Source organism: Curvibacter soli (assembly GCF_029211125.1).
Lineage (GTDB): Bacteria > Pseudomonadota > Gammaproteobacteria > Burkholderiales > Burkholderiaceae_C > Curvibacter_A > Curvibacter_A soli.
Map to the genome: position 1 here is coordinate 1 of NZ_JARGEN010000032.1, position 17,345 is coordinate 17,345.

A 17,345-nucleotide genomic window follows, 5' to 3' on the forward strand; every position below is an offset into this window, starting at 1 on the left:
TTCGTTCGCTGTGATCAACTTACGGCGGGACTTGCACCCGCAGGAGTGCGCCCGTGCCGGGCGCACCATGTAGAAAAGGCGCCCCGCAGGGCGCCTCGAAAGCCTATCGATCGTTGCAGGCGAAAGGGTATCAGCCCTTCAACTTGGCGGCGATGGCCGCCACGCGCGCGCCGTAGGACTTGCCGGTGTCCAGGTCGCCCTGCGGAATCTCGTCCACGCTGGCATCCGACGGGCTTTGCGCCAGCGCGCCGATGGAGCCGCCCAGGCTGTTCAGGTCCTGGCGCGTGGCGGCCTTGCTGTTGCTCGGCAGCAGGCCCAGGCTGACCCAGATACCGCCGTGCTGCGAGGCCAGCGTCTGCAGGGCGACCAGCGTGTTCTGCTTGTCGCCGTTGAAACTCGCGCTGTTGGTGAAGCCACCGAACACCTTGTCGCTCCATTGGCGGGTGAACCACGCCTTGGACGACGCATCGGCGAACTTCTTGAACTGCCAGCTCGGGCCGCCCATATAGGTGGGCGCGCCGAAAATGATGGCGTCGGCGGCGGCGAGCTTGTCCCAGCCGCCTTCGGGCAGGTTGCCCTCGGCATCGATGGCGAGCAACTCGGCATTCGCGCCTTCGGCGACGAACTGCGCCAGGCGCTGGGTGTGGCCGTAGCCGGAGTGGTAGACGACGATGGTCTTGGTCATGGTGGTTTTCCTTTCAACCGGGGTGAAAAAAAGGGCTGCCTGCCGTGGCGTTCAGCCGCGGGCCAGCCTTGTGCAGTGTTCAACCTGGAAACAGCAGTTGACCGCTTTGCATCCCTTGCCAGGCCGCATGAAATCGAGCGTTGACGGCTTCGATGACGTTCACCTCGTGGGTGAGAGCGCTATGCACCTGCCAGCACCGCGCTCGGGGCGCCATGCGGCGTTGCAAATCCTCGCGATAGCGACGGCCATCGCTGTGGTTTGCGCCTTGCCCTGCGCCAAAACGCATCGCTTTCATTTGTGCCGCCAAGCGTTGAACACTGCACTGGCGTCCACGCTGAACGCGCCGCCGCCGAAGGCTGCGACCGCCAGCAGGCCGCCGGTGACGGCGAGGTTCTTGAAGAACATCAACTGGTTCATGTAGGCCATCTGGCCTTCCATGGCCCAGTACTTGTGGAAGAAGACCGAGGCGACCAGGGTGAACAGCACCAGTACCAGCGCCATCCAGCGGGTCTTGAGGCCCAGCAGGAACAGCAGGCCCGCGCCCACTTCCACGACGATGGTCAGCACCGCGCCCAGCGCGGGCAGCGGCAGGCCGGCCGCAGCGATGTGGCCGACGGTGCCGTCGAAGCCCGTGATCTTGCTGATGCCCGCGGGGATGAACATCAGCGCGACCAGGATGCGGCCCGCGAGGGCCAGGGTGTCCTGCAGGCCCGAGGTCGAGGACTGCGAAGCGCGAGCGCGGGAAGCGGCGTCAGTTGCCATGGTGAAAACTCCTGGGTCCATCGATTGAAAAAGAAGAAAAAACGGGGGTCAGGCCGCGAGGTCGAACACCAGCACTTCGGCATCCTTGCCGCCGGCCAGCGTGAGCTGCGGTTCGCCCTCTATCAGCGCGGCGTCCCCGCCCGCGAGCGGCTGGCCGTTGACTTCGAGCGCACCGCGGATCAGGTGCACGTAGCTCTTGCGCGCGGGGTCGAGCGTCAGCGCGGCGGATTCGGCGCCGTCGAACAGCCCGGCGTACAGCGACGCGTCGGCATGGATCGACACCGATCCCTGCGCGCCGTCGGGCGAGGCCACCAGGCGCAGCGCGCCGCGCTTCTCGGCGTCGGAAAACGCCTTTTGCTCGTAGCCGGGCTCGATGCCGCTCACGCTGGGCTGGATCCATATCTGCAGGAAGTGCGTGGCCCGGCCTTCGGCATGGTTGAACTCGCTGTGCATCACGCCGCGGCCCGCGCTCATGCGCTGCACCTCGCCGGGCGGGATGGCCGTCACGTTGCCCATGCTGTCCTTGTGGGCCAGTTCGCCCTCCAGCACGTAGCTGATGATCTCCATGTCGCGGTGGCCGTGCATGCCGAAGCCCATGCCCGGCGCGATGCGGTCCTCGTTGATGACGCGCAGGTTGCCGAAGCCCATGTGCTGCGGGTCGTAGTACTCGGCGAACGAGAAGCTGTGGCGCGACTTGAGCCAGCCGTGGTCGGCAAACCCGCGGCCCTGGGATTTGCGAATGTTCATCATGGCGCAATCTCCTTGCGTTGCGTTGTGTCCCCGACCAACTCGCGGAGGCGACGTGAAAGGACTTTAGGCCGGCCGGATCACCCGGGCACTCACTGCGCTTTGATGGCATCATTCAAACCGATTGAACGATCAAGGCGCTCCGCTCCGTGCAGACCCCACGCGACATCCTGACCCCCGAGACACTGAGCATGCTGCAGGCCGTGGCCGATGGCGGCAGCTTCGCCGCGGCGGCTCGGCGGCTCGGCCTGGTGCCCAGCGCCCTGACCTACCGCGTGCGGCAGGTGGAGGACGCGCTGGACGTGCTGCTGTTCGACCGCAGCTCGCGCCAGGCCCGCCTGACCGAGGCCGGGACCGAGCTGCTGCGCGAAGGCGAACGGCTGCTGCAGGAGGTGGACGCCGTGGCCAACCGCGTGAAGCGCGTGACCACGGGCTGGGAGCCGCAGTTCACCATCGCGGCGGACGGCATCGTCTCGCGCACGGTGCTGCTGGACCTGGCCGAGGCGTTCCTGGCGCAAAACCCGCCCACGCGCCTGCGCGTGCGCGACGAAATCCTCTCCGGCACGCTGGAGGCGCTGGTGTCGGGGCAGGCGGACCTGGCCATCGGCGTGGTGTTCGAGTCCGGCACCGCTGCCAACATCCAGAGCCGGGCGCTCGGCGAGATGGCTTTCGCCTACGTGGTCGCGCCGCACCACCCGCTGGCGCAGGCGCCCGAGCCGCTGTGCGACCAGACCATCGCCCGCCACCGCGCCGTGGCCGTGGCCGATACGGTGCAGCGCGGCGCAGGCATCACGGTGGGGCTGCTCAAGGGCCAGGACGTGTTCACCGTCTCCAGCCTGCAGGAAAAGCTGCAGGCGCAGTTGCGCGGCATCGGCGGCGGCTTTCTGCCCGAGCACATGGCACGGCCCTACCTGACCACGGGCCGGCTGGTGGCCAAGGCGGTGGAACGCCCCGCCCGCACGATCACGGTGCGCTACGCCTGGCGCGGCAGCGTCGGGCAAAAGCCGGGGCGCGCACTGCTGTGGTGGCTCAACCGCCTGGAGAACCGCACCACGCAGATCGCGCTGCTGCAAGGCCAGCCGTTCGAGTCGATGCCGCATGCGTTTCCCGCCGAGCCCGAGAGGCGCTGAGCACGTGCTTGCGTCCTGAGGTCAGAGGCCCGCCATGCGCTACACGGGCCGCTTCGCGCCCTCGCCCACCGGCCCGCTGCACGCGGGCTCGCTGGTGGCCGCACTGGCCAGTTGGCTCGACGCGCGCGCGGCAGGCGGGCGCTGGCTGGTGCGCATCGAAGACGTGGACACCCCGCGCTGCGTGCCCGGGGCCGACCAGGCGATCCTGCGCCAGCTCGCGCAGTGCGGCCTGCTGCCCGACGCGCCGCCCGTGTGGCAATCCACCCGCGTCGCGCTGTACCGGCGCGCGCTCGACCATCTGGTGGCCGACGGGCTGGCCTACCCCTGCGGCTGCTCGCGCAGCGACATCGCCGCCGCACTGGCGGCCCAGGGCCTGGGGCGCGCGCGCCATGCCGCCGCGCGCTACCCCGGCACCTGCCGCCACGGCCTCAATGGCAAGGCCCCGCGCGCATGGCGCCTGCGCACGGACATCTGCAAGCCAAATACGGCCCCAGCGCTTGACAAACCTGCGGCAGCAGCTATCAATACGGTAGCAAAAATCCTCCACTGGAACGACCGGCGCCTGGGGCCGCAGGCGCAGGACGTGGACGCCGCGGTGGGCGACTTCGTGCTGCTGCGCGCCGACGGACTCTGGGCCTACCAGTTGGCCGTGGTGGTGGACGACGCCGACCAGGGCGTGAGCGACGTGGTGCGCGGCGAAGACCTGACCGACAACACCGCGCGCCAGATCCTGCTGCAGCGCGCCCTGGGCCTGCCCACGCCGCGCTACCTGCACACGCCGCTGGTGCGGGGCGCCAATGGCGAGAAGCTGTCCAAGCAGAACGGCGCCGCCGCGCTCGACACCGCCCAGCCGCTGCGGGCACTGGCCGCCGCCGCGCGGGTGCTGGGCCTGCCCGCGGCGGCGCCCGGCGCGGCGGTGCCCGAAGCCCTGGCGGCCTGGGTGCGCGCGTGGCCCGGCGCTCTCTACAATCCGGCCCCGTGAACGCTCCCACCACTCCCACCGCCCCCTCCACCGCCGCCGCGCCCGCGGGCGTCGCCCACCCCAAGGCCATCCGCAGCTTCGTGCGCCGCACCGGGCGCGTGACCGCCGGCCAGGCCAAGGCGTTCGCCGACCTGGCGCCGCGCTTCGTGCTGCCCTACCGCGCCCAGCCGCTCGATGCCGATGCCGCATGGGGCCGCAGCGCCCCCCTCATCCTGGAGATCGGCTTTGGCATGGGCGAGGCCACGGCCCACATCGCCGCGCTGATGCCGGACAAGAATTTTCTGTGCTGCGAGGTGCATGAACCCGGCGTCGGCGCGCTGCTCAAGCGCATCGGCGAGCAGGGGCTCTCCAACATCCGCATCGTGCGGCACGACGCGGTGGAGGTCATCGACCACATGCTGCCCGATGCCTGCCTGGCCGGCGCGCACATCTTCTTCCCCGACCCCTGGCACAAGAAGCGCCACCACAAGCGCCGCCTGGTGCAGCCGCCGCTGGTCGCGCGGCTGGCGCGCCGGCTGGCGCCGGGCGCCTACCTGCACTGCGCCACCGACTGGCAGCCCTATGCGCAGCAGATGCTCGAAGTGCTGAGCGCCGAGCCACTGCTGGCCAACACCGCGGACGGCTTCGCGCCCAAGCCCGACTACCGGCCACTGACCAAGTTCGAGAACCGCGGCCTGCGCCTCGGCCATGGCGTGTGGGACGTGGTTTTTACACGCCGCCCGGCCCTGGGCGGCCCCATGGACGCACCGGCGCGCCCATAATGGATGCATCGCACGCTGATGCCATGGTATTCATGCTTCTCTCTCTTGCTCCGTTCAGGGCAGGCGCACAAAATGCTACGGTGATCGCATGTCATTGCGCCGACGCCTCCCGCGTGCATCCTTCCTTGCCATGAACCGCCACCGGTATTCCTGCATTCGCCCTGGCTCCGCGGCCCTGCCACCCCCCTCCCCTTGACTTCACCCGCATGAAGCCTGTACTCAAGCACTTGGTAGAAATGACCGGCCACCGGGACCACTCCCGGCTTGAGATCTCGGTAGTGACCGCGCTTCAGCAGTTGATGGGCACGCAGGCGGTCCGCACGCTCGAGGTCTTCAACCTCCACGACGTGCTGTACGTGCGGCCGCTGGTGTTCGTGCACGATGGCGTCGCCACCGAAAGCGGGTTCGAAGCCAGCGTCGATCCGCAGCGCGAGCCCCTGGACAACTTCCCCGCGCTGGCCCAGAGCATCAAGCAGCGCCAGGAAACCGCCACGGCGCAGCGCGACGACGGCATGCATGTGCTGTGGCTGCCGGTGTGGATGCACAACCAGCCCGTGGCCTGCCTCGAAATCGCCCAGCCCACGCCGTTCAGCCGCCAGGAACGCGACGTGATCCACGCGATCTTTCGGGTCTACCAGAACTACCAGAACCTGCTGGACTACAGCGAGCGCGACGCACTGACGGGCCTGTTCAACCGCAAGACCTTCGACGAGCAGTTCGCCCGGCACGCCCGCGCCCAGGCCGCCAACGCGCTGCGCGAGCCCGCCGCCGCTGCGCAAACCGGCGAGGCCGCCGACGTGCCGCCCGCGGGCGGCGGTGCCGCGAGCCAATGGCTGGCCGTGGTGGACATCGACCACTTCAAGCTGGTGAACGACCGTTTCGGCCACCTCTACGGCGACGAGGTGCTGATCCTCATCGCCAACCTGCTCAAGACCTCGTTTCGCGCGCAGGACCGCATCTTCCGCTTCGGCGGCGAGGAATTCGTCGTGCTGCTGCGCTCGGCCACGCTGGAGGCCGCGCACCGCATCTTCAACCGCTTCCGCGCGGCAGTCGAGCAAAACGACTTTCCGCAGGTCGGGCGCGTGACGGTCAGCATCGGCTTCGTGGAAGCCAGCACCGGCATGCCCACCGAGATTCTGGGCCGCGCCGACCAGGCGCTGTACTACGCCAAGGAAAACGGCCGCAACCGCGTCTGCTATTACGACGAGCTCGTGTCCGCGGGCCTGCTGACCACCACGGCCACGAACGACAGCGTCGAGTTGTTCTGATCCTGTCGCTTTTCGGGTGATATTCCAGATACTCCCAGGGAGTATGCTGCTGGTTATGGCTTAATCATTGCGGTGGCTGGCATGTAGTGGGGGGAGTATGCCTCCGTCAGGCATGCCCGGCCACCCAGCCGGCCACCGATGCCAGGGCTGCTGGCAGCCTGGACGCATCGGTGCCGCCCGCCATGGCCATGTCGGGCTTGCCGCCGCCCTTGCCGCCCACCTGGCTGGCGACAAAATTCACCAGCTCACCGGCCTTGATGCGGCCCACGCTGTCGGCCGTGACGCCAGCGGCGATCTGCACCTTGTCGCCATCCACCGCGGCCAGCACGATGGCAGCGGTCTTGAGCTTGTCCTTGAGCTTGTCCATGGTGTCGCGCAGGGTTCTGGCGTCGGCGCCGGGCAATGCAGCAGCCAGCACCTTGATGCCCTTCACGTCCACCGCCTGGCTGACCAGTTCATCGCCCTGGCTGGACGCGAGCTTGCCCTTGAGGGCCGCCAGTTCTTTTTCGAGTGCACGGACGTTGTCCAGCGCCTGGCTGATGCGGCCATTGAGTTCGGCCACCGGCACCTTCAGCGTGCTGGCGGCCTGGTTCACGGTGTCTTCCAGGTTTTGCAGGTAGGCCAGCGCATGGGTGCCCGTGACAGCCTCGATACGGCGCACGCCCGCGGCCACGCCGCCCTCGCTCACCACCTTGAACAGACCGATGTCGCCCGTGCGCTGCACATGGGTGCCGCCGCACAGCTCGCGGCTGGTGCCAATGTCGAGCACGCGCACGGTTTCGCCGTATTTCTCGCCAAACAGCATCATGGCGCCGGTCTTCTGGGCCGATTCGATGTCCATCACGCGGGCCAGCGTGGGCTGGTTGGCCAGGATTTCCTCATTCACGCGGCGCTCGATCTCGCGGATCTCGGCAGCGGTCACGGCGGCGTTGTGCGCAAAGTCAAAGCGCGTGCGCTCGGCGTTGACCAGGCTGCCCTTTTGCTGCACATGGCTGCCCAGCACTTCGCGCAGGGCCTTGTGCATGAGGTGGGTGACGGAATGGTTGCGCATGGTGGCGGCGCGCACCGCCTTGTTGACCTGGGCCTGCACGGTGTCGCCCACGTTGAGCGTGCCTTGTTCGAGCGTGCCGTGGTGGCCGAACACGTCGGCCTTGATCTTGAGCGTATCGCCCACCGCAAAACGGGCCGATCCGCTGGTGATGACGCCCTCGTCGCCCACCTGGCCGCCGCTTTCGGCATAGAACGGGGTCGTGTCGAGCACCACCACGCCGCTTTGACCATGTTTCAGGGCTGCAGCGCTTGTCCCGTCTACGTAGATAGCTACGATTTTTGTAGTCTCTGCCAGATGCTCGTAGCCGGTGAACCGGTTGGCTGCGCCGGTGTATTCCAGGGTCTTGTCCATCTTGAACTTGCCGGCGGCGCGGGCCTGGGCCTTCTGCTTTTCCATGGCGGTCCTGAAGCCCGCCTCGTCCACTTCCACGCCGCGTTCACGGCATACGTCGTTGGTCAGGTCGAGCGGGAAGCCGTAGGTATCGTGCAGCTTGAAGGCCACGTCGCCCGGCAGCACCTTGGCGCCGCCGTCCAGGGCTGCGTCGAGGATTTCCATGCCATTGGCCAGGGTTTCAAAGAAGCGCTCTTCCTCGGTCTTGAGCACCTCGGTGATGCGCTGCTCCTGCGCGCGCAGATTGGGATAGGCATCGCCCATCAGGCGCACCAGGTCGGCCACCAGCTTGTGGAAGAACGGCGTCTTCTGGCCCAGCTTGTAGCCATGGCGGATGGCGCGGCGCACGATGCGGCGCTGCACGTAGCCGCGGCCTTCGTTGCCGGGGATCACGCCGTCGCTCACCAGAAATGCGGTGGCGCGGATATGGTCGGCAATCACGCACAGGGATTTGTGGTTCAGGTCCTTCTCGCCGGTCTCGCGCGCTGCGGCCTTGATGAGCTGGTCGAACAAATCGATTTCGTAGTTGCTGTGCACATGCTGCAGGATGGCGGCCAGGCGCTCCAGGCCCATGCCGGTGTCCACGCAGGGCGCGGGCAGCGGAGTTACTGCGCCGGTCTCGTCCATGTTGAACTGCATGAACACGTTGTTCCAGATCTCGATGAAGCGGTCGCCATCCTCATCGGGGCTGCCCGGAGGGCCGCCAGGAATATGGTCGCCGTGGTCATAGAAGATTTCGCTGCAGGGGCCGCAGGGGCCGGTGTCGGCCATCATCCAGAAGTTGTCGCTCTTGTAGCGGCCGCCCTTGTTGTCGCCGATGCGGATCACGCGCTCGGGCGGCAGGCCGATTTCCTTGGTCCAGATGTCATAGGCCTCGTCGTCCTCCTGGTACACCGTGGCCAGCAGGCGGTCGGCGGGCAGCTTGTACACCTCGGTCAGCAGTTCCCAGGCCCATTTCAGCGACTCGCGCTTGAAATAGTCGCCGAACGACCAGTTGCCCAGCATTTCAAAAAAGGTGTGGTGGCGCGCGGTATAGCCCACGTTCTCCAGGTCGTTGTGCTTGCCGCCGGCGCGCAGGCAGGCCTGCACCGACACCGCCCGGTTGTAGGGGCGCTTGTCGGTGCCCAGAAACACATCCTTGAACTGCACCATGCCCGAGTTGGTGAACATCAGCGTCGGGTCGTTGCCGGGCACCAGCGGGCTGGACGCCACGACGGTGTGGCCCCTGGAGGCAAAAAAATCCAGAAAGGTCTTGCGGATGTCGGCGACGGAAAAAACGGGTGTGTTCATGGGGGATGGTCGGGGCCTGCGGGGCGGGTTCGGGCGCAACCGGCCATTATAGATTTCGAGGGTGCAGCCCCAGGTGCGCAGCGCGGCGCCTGCGGCGCTATGCTCATGCGCTGCCACGGGCCAACGCGCCCCTTTTTCACGGAGACCCCGACATGGACATGAAAACATCCCCCCTCGCCCAGCTCAAAGACCCCGGCCTGCTCAGGACCGACGCACTGATCGACGGCCAATGGCTGCCCGGCGCCAGCCGCTTCGCGGTGCACGACCCGGCCACCGGCCTGAAGCTGGCCGACGTGGCCAACCTGGGCGCGCCGGAGGCCGAAGCCGCGGTCAAGGCGGCCAATGCGGCCTGGCCCGCCTGGCGCGCGCGCACGGCCAAGGAGCGCGGCGCGCTGCTGCGCAAGTGGTACGACCTGATCGTCGCCAACGCCGACGACCTGGCCCGCATCATGACCGCCGAGCAGGGCAAGCCTTTCGCCGAGGCCAAGGGCGAGGTGGCCTACGCCGCCGGCTTCGTCGAATGGTTCGCCGAGGAAGGCCGCCGCATCTATGGCGAGACCATCCCGACCACCGACGGCGGCAAGCGCTACGTGGTCATCAAGCAGCCCGTGGGCGTGTGCGCGGCCATCACGCCGTGGAACTTTCCGCTGGGCATGATCACGCGCAAGGTGGCGCCCGCACTGGCCGCAGGCTGCCCGGTGGTCATCAAGCCGGCGGAGCAGACGCCATTGACCGCACTGGCCGTGGCCGAACTGGCCGTGCGCGCGGGCATTCCGGCGGGCGTGCTGAACCTGCTGTCCGCCGACGCGGAGCAGTCCATCGCCATCGGCGGCGTGCTGACAGCCTCGCCTGTGGTGCGGCATCTGAGCTTCACCGGCTCCACCGAGGTGGGCCGCATCCTGATGAAGCAGAGTGCCGACACCATCAAGGGCCTGTCGCTGGAGCTGGGCGGCAACGCGCCCTTCATCGTGTTCGACGACGCCGACCTCGAATCCGCGGTGGCCGGCGCCGTGGCGGCCAAGTACCGCAACGCGGGCCAGGTCTGCGTGGCGGCCAACCGGTTCTACGTGCAGGAAGGCATCTATGAAGCCTTCGTGGCCAAGCTGGCCGAGAAGAGCCGCGCCGTGAAGGTGGGCAACGGCTTCGAGGAAGGCATCACCGTGGGCCCGCTGATCGAGCCCGCGGCGGTGGAGAAAGTGGAGCGCCACGTGGCCGACGCCAAGGCGCGCGGCGCGCGCGTGCTGACCGGCGGCGCACGCATCGCAGGCCAGTTCTTCCAGCCCACGGTGCTGGCCGACGTGACGGCCGACATGCTCTGTGCGCGCGAGGAAACCTTCGGCCCCGTGGCCTCGGTCATCAAATTCAAGGACGAGGCCGATGTGATCGCCCGCGCCAACGACACCATCTTCGGTCTGGCCGCGTACTTCTTCAGCCGCGACGTCGGGCGCGTGTGGCGCGTGGCCGAGGCGCTCGAATACGGCATGGTGGGGATCAACACCGGCGCCATCTCCACCAGCGAGGTGCCGTTCGGCGGCGTCAAGCAGTCCGGCCTGGGCCGCGAGGGCTCGCGCCACGGCATCGAGGAATACGTGGAGATGAAGTACCTGTGCATCGGCGATGTGTTGAAGTGACTTCGCTACTGGTAGCGGATATCAAGCACTGCCGCCCGGGAAACGGGCGGTAGATTCCGATACCTTCCTGCCTGGCGCTACGTCTCGGTCCACATGCGCAGCAGGTTGTGGTAGTGGTTGGTCAGCGTCAGTGTCTGCGCGCACTCGCCCACGCGCCCGCGCAGCGCCTGGATCACCTGGTCCAACTCGAACAGTTGCCGGCGCCGCTCCTCGTCGCGCACCATGCTCTGCAACCAGAAAAACGAGCCGACGCGCGCCCCGCGCGTCACCGGCAGCACTTGGTGCAGGCTGCTCGACGGGTACAGGATCGCGTCGCCCGCGGGCAGCTTGACCTCGTGCGTACCATAGGTGTCCACCACCTCCAGTTCGCCGCCTTCGTAGCTGTCGGGCTCGCTGAGGAACAGCGTGCACGACAGGTCGGTGCGCAGCCATTGCCCGTCGGGCTGGCGGCGCACCGCGCCATCGACGTGCAGGCCGTAGTTCTCGCCGCCTTCGTAGCGGTTGAACAGCGGCGGCACGATGCGCAGCGGCAGCGCGGCGGAGAAGAACAGCGCGCTGCGCGACAGCGCCTCGAGCACCAGGGCGCCCAGGCGCTGCGCCACGGGCGAACCCGTGGGCAGTTGCCGGTTCTGCTTGACCTGCGCCCCCTGGCTGCCCACGCTGGCGCGGCCATCCACCCAGTCGGCGGCATCGAGTACCGCGCGGAACTCGCGCACCTGCTCGGCCGTCAGCACCCGGGGAACATGCAGCATCATGGCTAGTATCGGCTTCTCTGGTTCAGAAACGGAAGTTCGCGGTCAGGCGGGCCGAGCGCGGGATGCCGGGGAAGTAGCGGTAGCCGCTCTTGTTGATCGCCGACACGTAGTCCTTGTCGAACAAATTGTAGAAATTCAACTGGATGTCGAGGTTCTTCATGAGCCGGTAGGTCGCCATGGCATCGAACACCCAGTACGAATCGGTGTGGTTGGGCGTGCCGACGGCGCCGTCGGTGCCGCGCTTGAGGCCGCCGGCATAGCGCGCGCCACCGCCGACGGTCAGGCCCATGGGCAGGCGGTAGGTGCTCCACAGCAAGAAGGCGTCCTTGGGCGTGTAGGCCAGGTCGGCGGAGCCGTTCGCAGCCACATTGGCGCCCTTGATGACCTTGGTGTCCTGCACCGTGTAGCCGGCGGTCACGGCCCAGGCCGGGGCGATCTGGCCGATGGCGCCGATCTCGATGCCATCGACGCGCTTCTTGCCGGTCTGCTCCACCGTGCCGTCGGGGTTCGACACGATCTCGTTCTCGATGTCGGTGCGGAAGATCGCGCCGGTCAGCAGCAGCTTCTTGTTGAACACCTCCCACTTGGTGCCGAACTCCAGCGTCTTGGCCTTCTGCGGGTCCATGTTGGGGTTGCCGGCGTTGTTGGCGGCGGTCGAGAGCGTGAAGTTGCTGCCGCCCGGCGGCTGCTGCGACAGTGCGTAGTTCACGTAGACGCTGCCGTTCGGCGCGGGCTTGTAGAGCGCGCCGGCCTTGTAGTTCCACAGGCCGCCGCTCTTGCTGAGCCCGAGAGTGGAGGCGCCCGTTGCGTCGAAGGTGTCGTAGTCGGTCTTGTAGCGGTCGTAGCGCAGGCCGGCGTTGACCTGCCACTGGTCGTGCGGACCGAATTTCAGCGTGTCGAAGGCGTAGACCGAGTAGGTGTCGGTCGAGCCGTCGTTGCGTGCGCCGGTGCGGGCATAGGCCGGCAGGGAAACGCTCGAATCCGGGTTGTAGACGCCCACGCGCGGGATGGTGCCGGTGGTCGCCAGCGTATAGCTGGTCTGTTCCTCGCGCGTCAGCTCCAGGCCGGCGCTGATGTCATGCTTGACGGCGCCCGAAACCAGGCTCGTCGTCACATTGGTCTGGTTGGTGATGATCTTGTTGACCTGGTCCCTGGTGCTGATGATGCGCGCGATCGACCAGGTCGAGGGATCGGCGGGGTTGGGCGTCTGCAGGCCGTTGGTCCCGAGCACGCCCGCCGCCGAATAACCCTGCCCCATGATGCCCGACAGCAGGTAGTCCTGCTTGGTCTGCCCCCAGCGCGTGGTGTTGCGCAGCGTGGTTTCGGGCGTGAAGTCGTGCTCGATGCGCAGCGTCGCCATGTCGGCGGTCACGTTGTCGTGGTCGGAACTGGTGCCGTAGAAGTTCTTCGGATCGACGGCGGCGGCGGTATCGAGGAAGCCGCGGCGCTCGGCATAGGCTGCGGCGTCGGGCGACGAGTAGCCGGGCAAGCCGATGGTGAACACGCCGCCGTCGGGCACGTTGTCCTGCTTGACGTGCAGGAAGTTCAGGTAGGTGCGCGTGGGCGAATTCAGGCCGAAGGCCAGCGACGGGGCGATGCCCCAGCGATTGTTCTCTATCCCGTCACGCCCGGCCACGCTCGCGTCCTGCACCAGCGCGTTGAGCCGGAACGCGGCGCCGTCGTAGCCGGTGAGCGCCTTGTTCCAGTCCACCGTGCCGCGCTTGTAGCTGCCGCTGCCGACGCCCGCCGAAGCGCTGAAGCCGTCTTCGAGCTTGGGCTGCTTGGTCGACAGGTTGATCGAGCCCGTCGGGGCACTGCGGCCATAGTCGGTGCCCGCGGGGCCCTTGACGACATCGATCTGGTCGATGTTGAACACGTCGCGCGCGATCGAACCGAGGTCGCGCACGCCATCGACGTAGATGCTGCTGGAGGTGTCGAAGCCGCGCATGTAGATCGCGTCGCCGGTCGAGGTGCTGCCATTCTCGCCCGCATAGAAGGTTCCAACGCCCGGCACGTTGCGCAGCGCTTCGGTGAGGGTGGTCGCCCCCTGCTCCTGCATTACTTGCTCGCTGATGACGGAAATGGTCTGCGTCGTGTTCACGAGCGGCTGCGTGAACTTGGGCGAGGAAACGCGGTCGGCCTTGTAGTCGCTGGCGGCGCTGGACTTCACCTCGACTTCGGACAGCGTGTTGCTTTGGGCCTGCGCATGCAGCGGCAGCGCCTGCGTCAGCGTCAGGCCTGCCGTCAGCAGGCTGGCCGCAGCGGGGCCGGCCTTGCCGAAGGCAACGGGTGCAGGTGAGGCCACAGGGTGCTTGCGGCGGGTGATGTAGGCCATCGAGATGTGCTCCAAAAGATAACGAAAGGGATACAAGGGGGACGGTTCTGCGCGCGGGCAGGAACGGACTGGCTAGTGCAGTGTTCGATGCTTGGCGGCACCAATAAAAGCGATGCGTTTTGGCGCAGGGCAAGGCGCAAACCGCAGCGATAGCCGTCGCTATCGCGAGGATTTGCAACGCCGCCATGCGTCAAAAGGCGCGGTTTTATGTGCTGCTTAGCGTTGAACGCTGCACTAGCGGACGAAATCGGCCCGATGGCTGGCATTCGAGGATGGTAAAGATCTGAAACGCAAAAGTAAAGAAGAATGATTCGTATATACAATAAAATGGCCGCAAGCACGCCGCGCATGCCATGGGCGTCCTCGACATATTTCCGGCAGGCAAAGGTCGCCACCATGGATGGCGCGCCGCGCGCTTTGGCGCTGATTTACGTTCAACCTGGAAACGGCGGTTGGATGCGCCCGCCGGTGCCGTGATCGGGGTGCCAGGCAAGACGCGACGACGCGGCGGGCTCATGCCCGCAAGGAGGAGCAACGCCGCATGGCGCCCCGAGCGCGGTGCTGGCAGGTGCATAGCGCCCTCACCCACGAGGTGAACCCCATCGAAGCCGGCAACGCTCGATTTCCTGCGGCTTGGCAAGGGATACAAAGCGGTCAACTGCCGTTTCCAGGTTCAATTGGCGCTTTTTCGCCCTTTGGCACTGGTTTACTAAGGAACGTTGGTAAAGCCTCATCCTTACAATCTGGTCATGAAATGCAAGAAAGCCGTTGACCTGCGCAGCTTCACTCACCACGCCCATGAGTGAGTTTTTTCAAGCTCCACCGCAAGGTGGAACACAAGGGCGCGGCGGCCACGCGCGAGCTGGCGCCGTTACGAACAAGCTCAGTCCCTTTGCGCTTTGTCGCAAGACTGCCATCCACGCATTGCGCACCGCCTACGCCCAGCTTCATCCGTTCAGGGCGGCTGCGTAACATCCGCTGTGATGGAATACGCCCCATGCCCGCCGTCGACCCCCTTGCCGCCGCCCGCCACCCGCACACGCGGGCGGAAGACGCGATGGCGCTGTGCGTGGGCGTGCTGCTCATCTCGGTGGGGGTGGCGTTCTACGGCAGCGCGGGCCTGTTGACGGGTGGCACGGCGGGGCTGGCCTTCCTGGTCCACTACGCCACGGGCTGGGGCTTCGGCCCGGTGTTCTTCGTGCTCAACCTGCCCTTCTACTGGCTGGCACTGCGCCGCATGGGCCGCGCGTTCACCCTCAAGACCTTCGCGGCCGTGGGCCTGCTGTCGGCCCTCACCACGCTGCAGCCGCATTTCCTGCGCTTCACGGAGCTGCAGCCGCTGTACGCGGCCATCGTCGGCGGCATCGTGACGGGCAACGGCTTCCTGGTGCTGTTCCGCCACCGCAGCAGCCTGGGCGGCGTGGGCATCGTGGCGCTCTACGTGCAGGACCGCTTCGGCTGGCGCGCGGGCAAGTTCCAAATGGCGGTGGACTGCTGCATCGTGCTGCTGGCGCTCTGTATGGTGGAGCCGCTGCGCGTGGCCTGGTCCGTCGCGGGCGCCGTGGCGCTCAACCTCGTGCTGGCCATGAACCACAAGCCGGGCCGCTACACGGGCATGTAACATCCCCGCCATGCGCCGCTTCGTCCTCTTCTCCATGGCCGTGCTGCTGGCCCTGCGTGGGCTGGCCGGCAGCGCCATGGCCATGGACGCCGCCCCGGCAGGCGCCACCGGCCACCCGCCTGCGGCCCACGCCATGGGCGACGCGCATTCCACGCACGCCGCCCACGCCGCCCACGCCGCATGCCATGCGCAGCCGAGCACCTGCCAGGCCGATCCCGCGCCGTATCCCGACCCGTCTGGCCACGCCTCCCATGCCTCCTGCGGGGCATGCCAGATCTGCCATTCGGCCATGCTCGGCCTGCCGCGCACCGCGCCGGCCATGCCCCCGCAGGGCCATGCGCCCCCCGCGCAGCCGCATGCGCGCTTCACCAGCGCCGAGCCCCGGCAGAGCTTCAAGCCGCCCATTTCCTGACTCCGACGCCCGAGGTGCGTCCGCCAACTGCCCGCAGGCGCGGGCGGCGGACGCTTTTGTCCGTGCTTCTTTTTCGGAGTCATCCATGCTTCGCATTCCCCCATTGCCAAGGCGCAGGCGCCCGGCCCTGCTCGCGCTCTGCGCGGCCGCGCTCGCGGGCTGCGCCCAGACCGCGCCCGACGCGCTGCGCGGCGACGTGGCGCAACTGGCCGCCGCGCACGATCCGCGCGGCACCTTGCCCCCCGCTGCAACGACGCGCGCGCAGGCCGATGCGCTCGTCGCGCAGTGGCTGGCCGCGCCACTCGACGCCGACAGCGCCGTGCGCATCGCGCTGCTCAACAACCCGGCGCTGCAGGCGGCGCTGTCGGCGCTCGACATCGCCGACGCCGAGCGTGTGCAGGCCGCCACGCTGCCCAACCCGTATTTCTCCATCGGCCGTTTCACCGAAGGCGGCGCGCGCCAGATCGAGCGCTCCCTGCGCTTCGACGTGCTGGGCCTGCTGACCCTGCCGTGGCGCGTGCAGCAGCAAGGCCGCGCGGTGGAGATCGCCAAGCTCCAGGCCGCGCAGGACGTGGTGCGGCTGGCCGCCGGCACGCGCCGCGCCTGGGTGCGCGCCGTGGCCGCCGAACAGGTGGCCGCCGCCCATGGCCGCATGCAGGACGCCGCCGAGGCCGGCGCCGAACTCGCCCGGCGCATGGCCGACGCGGGCAACTGGAGCCGCCTGCGGCAGGCGCGCGAGCAGATGGCGCTGGCCGGCAGCACCGCGCGCCTGGCCCGCGCGCGCCTGGCCGCCGCGCAGGCGCGCGAGGATCTATCGCGCCGCATGGGCCTGGAAGGCGGGGAGGCGCAGCGCTTCACCCTGCCGGATCGCCTGCCCGACCTGCCCGCTGCGCCGCCGGCCACGGACGGCCTGGAGGCCCGCGCCCTGCGCGAGCGCCTGGACGTGCGCGCGGCGCAACTGCAGAACGCCTACGTCGCCGAAAGCCTGGGCTACACGCGCGCCACGGGCTTCGTGAGCGCACTGGACATCGGCTACACCCACGACACCACCTTCGCCAACGACGGCAGCGGCGGCGGGGTCGCCAAGCGCGGCTGGGCACTCGACGTGCCCATCCCGCTGTTCGACTGGGGTGGCGCCGCCACCGCGAGCGCGCAGGCGCGCTACCGCCAGAGCGCCGAGCAGGTGCGCGACGCGGCCGTGCTGGCCCGCAGCGAGGTGCGCGCCGCCGCGCAAGCGGTGCGCACGGCCCATGCGCTGGCGCACCAGCAGCGCCAGGCAGTGGTACCGCTGGCGCAGCGGATCAGCGACGAAACCACGCTGCGCCACGGCGGCATGCTGGCCAGCACCTGGGAGCTGCTGGCCGAAGCCGCCGCCGCCACGCAGGCCGTGGCCGACGCCGCCGAGGCCGAGCGCGACTACTGGCTCGCCGACGCCGACCTGCAGCAGGCCATCACGGGCACCTCGCCCGGCGCGGCGCAGGCGTTCGCCGCCGGCGCCGCCAGCAACACACCGGAGCGCCACTGA

Annotated in this window: 15 protein-coding genes; 8 read left to right on the forward strand and 7 right to left on the reverse strand. The window is 68.1% G+C overall.

From position 1 onward, the window contains the following. Nucleotides 1-130 precede the first annotated feature (130 nt). The 4 genes from PY257_RS07965 to PY257_RS07980 form a co-directional block, all read right to left on the reverse strand. A complete protein-coding gene (locus PY257_RS07965; protein WP_275740705.1) occupies nt 131-685 on the reverse strand; it encodes a flavodoxin family protein in 555 nt (184 codons plus the stop codon). 79 nt (nt 686-764) lie between these two features. Beyond that, the gene (locus tag PY257_RS07970) at nt 765-980 is read right to left on the reverse strand and encodes a hypothetical protein (RefSeq protein ID WP_275740706.1); all 216 of its coding nucleotides are present in this window, start codon (nt 978-980) and stop codon (nt 765-767) included. After that, nucleotides 977-1,447, reverse strand: a complete 471-nt coding sequence (locus PY257_RS07975; RefSeq protein ID WP_275740708.1) for a DoxX family protein — start codon at nt 1,445-1,447, stop codon at nt 977-979. Before PY257_RS07975 ends, PY257_RS07970 begins: the two co-directional genes overlap by 4 nt. Nucleotides 1,448-1,495: 48 nt before the next feature. Beyond that, nucleotides 1,496-2,197: a pirin family protein gene (locus PY257_RS07980; protein WP_275740710.1), complete on the reverse strand. Its 702-nt coding sequence runs from the start codon at nt 2,195-2,197 to the stop codon at nt 1,496-1,498. A 146-nt stretch (nt 2,198-2,343) separates the two neighbouring features. Between PY257_RS07980 and PY257_RS07985 the strand changes: the two genes are divergently transcribed. The 4 genes from PY257_RS07985 to PY257_RS08000 all read left to right on the forward strand — a co-directional run bounded on the left by PY257_RS07985 (nt 2,344) and on the right by PY257_RS08000 (nt 6,335). After that, entirely contained in the window at nt 2,344-3,324 is a 981-nt protein-coding gene (locus tag PY257_RS07985; protein WP_275740712.1) for a LysR family transcriptional regulator, read from the forward strand. A 34-nt stretch (nt 3,325-3,358) separates the two neighbouring features. After that, nucleotides 3,359-4,306: a tRNA glutamyl-Q(34) synthetase GluQRS gene (gluQRS, locus tag PY257_RS07990; RefSeq protein WP_275740714.1), complete on the forward strand. Its 948-nt coding sequence runs from the start codon at nt 3,359-3,361 to the stop codon at nt 4,304-4,306. Beyond that, the gene (trmB, locus tag PY257_RS07995; RefSeq protein ID WP_275740716.1) at nt 4,303-5,067 is read left to right on the forward strand and encodes a tRNA (guanosine(46)-N7)-methyltransferase TrmB; all 765 of its coding nucleotides are present in this window, start codon (nt 4,303-4,305) and stop codon (nt 5,065-5,067) included. The genes gluQRS and trmB overlap by 4 nt, the downstream gene beginning before the upstream one ends. A 206-nt stretch (nt 5,068-5,273) precedes the next feature. Next, on the forward strand, nt 5,274-6,335 hold the full coding sequence (locus tag PY257_RS08000; RefSeq protein ID WP_275740718.1) for a GGDEF domain-containing protein: 1,062 nt from the start codon (nt 5,274-5,276) through the stop codon (nt 6,333-6,335). Between the two features lie 106 nt (nt 6,336-6,441). Here PY257_RS08000 and alaS read toward each other — a convergent pair whose 3' ends face one another. Next, entirely contained in the window at nt 6,442-9,066 is a 2,625-nt protein-coding gene (alaS, locus tag PY257_RS08005; RefSeq protein ID WP_275740720.1) for an alanine--tRNA ligase, read from the reverse strand. 152 nt (nt 9,067-9,218) lie between these two features. Between alaS and PY257_RS08010 the strand changes: the two genes are divergently transcribed. After that, nucleotides 9,219-10,697 carry an NAD-dependent succinate-semialdehyde dehydrogenase gene (locus tag PY257_RS08010; protein ID WP_275740722.1) on the forward strand — a complete coding sequence of 493 codons (1,479 nt, stop codon included), beginning with the start codon at nt 9,219-9,221 and terminating at the stop codon, nt 10,695-10,697. A gap of 77 nt (nt 10,698-10,774) precedes the next feature. On the opposite strand, the gene PY257_RS08015 is transcribed toward PY257_RS08010, so the two are convergent. Continuing rightward, nucleotides 10,775-11,452, reverse strand: a complete 678-nt coding sequence (locus PY257_RS08015) for a Fe2+-dependent dioxygenase (protein WP_275740724.1) — start codon at nt 11,450-11,452, stop codon at nt 10,775-10,777. Nucleotides 11,453-11,474: 22 nt separating this feature from the next. Continuing rightward, a complete protein-coding gene (locus PY257_RS08020; RefSeq protein WP_275740726.1) occupies nt 11,475-13,787 on the reverse strand; it encodes a catecholate siderophore receptor Fiu in 2,313 nt (770 codons plus the stop codon). 997 nt (nt 13,788-14,784) lie between these two features. Between PY257_RS08020 and PY257_RS08025 the strand changes: the two genes are divergently transcribed. From PY257_RS08025 to PY257_RS08035, 3 genes are all read left to right on the forward strand, one after another. Then, entirely contained in the window at nt 14,785-15,408 is a 624-nt protein-coding gene (locus PY257_RS08025; RefSeq protein ID WP_275740728.1) for a YitT family protein, read from the forward strand. A gap of 10 nt (nt 15,409-15,418) precedes the next feature. Then, complete coding sequence (locus tag PY257_RS08030; protein ID WP_275740730.1) at nt 15,419-15,820, forward strand: hypothetical protein; 402 nt, start codon at nt 15,419-15,421, stop codon at nt 15,818-15,820. Between the two features lie 85 nt (nt 15,821-15,905). Further along, nucleotides 15,906-17,345: a TolC family protein gene (locus tag PY257_RS08035; protein WP_275740732.1), complete on the forward strand. Its 1,440-nt coding sequence runs from the start codon at nt 15,906-15,908 to the stop codon at nt 17,343-17,345.

Bases quoted from the DNA above. Each gene is read 5' to 3' on its own strand.
- PY257_RS08010 (WP_275740722.1), top strand. From the start codon at position 9,219: ATGGACATGAAAACATCCCCCCTCGCCCAGCTCAAAGACCCCGGCCTG.
- PY257_RS07975 (WP_275740708.1), bottom strand. From the start codon at position 1,447: ATGGCAACTGACGCCGCTTCCCGCGCTCGCGCTTCGCAGTCCTCGACC.
- PY257_RS07980 (WP_275740710.1), bottom strand. From the start codon at position 2,197: ATGATGAACATTCGCAAATCCCAGGGCCGCGGGTTTGCCGACCACGGC.
- PY257_RS07970 (WP_275740706.1), bottom strand. From the start codon at position 980: ATGAAAGCGATGCGTTTTGGCGCAGGGCAAGGCGCAAACCACAGCGAT.
- PY257_RS08025 (WP_275740728.1), top strand. From the start codon at position 14,785: ATGCCCGCCGTCGACCCCCTTGCCGCCGCCCGCCACCCGCACACGCGG.
- PY257_RS08020 (WP_275740726.1), bottom strand. From the start codon at position 13,787: ATGGCCTACATCACCCGCCGCAAGCACCCTGTGGCCTCACCTGCACCC.
- PY257_RS08000 (WP_275740718.1), top strand. From the start codon at position 5,274: ATGAAGCCTGTACTCAAGCACTTGGTAGAAATGACCGGCCACCGGGAC.
- alaS (WP_275740720.1), bottom strand. From the start codon at position 9,066: ATGAACACACCCGTTTTTTCCGTCGCCGACATCCGCAAGACCTTTCTG.
- gluQRS (WP_275740714.1), top strand. From the start codon at position 3,359: ATGCGCTACACGGGCCGCTTCGCGCCCTCGCCCACCGGCCCGCTGCAC.
- PY257_RS08035 (WP_275740732.1), top strand. From the start codon at position 15,906: ATGCTTCGCATTCCCCCATTGCCAAGGCGCAGGCGCCCGGCCCTGCTC.
- PY257_RS07965 (WP_275740705.1), bottom strand. From the start codon at position 685: ATGACCAAGACCATCGTCGTCTACCACTCCGGCTACGGCCACACCCAG.
- PY257_RS08030 (WP_275740730.1), top strand. From the start codon at position 15,419: ATGCGCCGCTTCGTCCTCTTCTCCATGGCCGTGCTGCTGGCCCTGCGT.
- PY257_RS08015 (WP_275740724.1), bottom strand. From the start codon at position 11,452: ATGATGCTGCATGTTCCCCGGGTGCTGACGGCCGAGCAGGTGCGCGAG.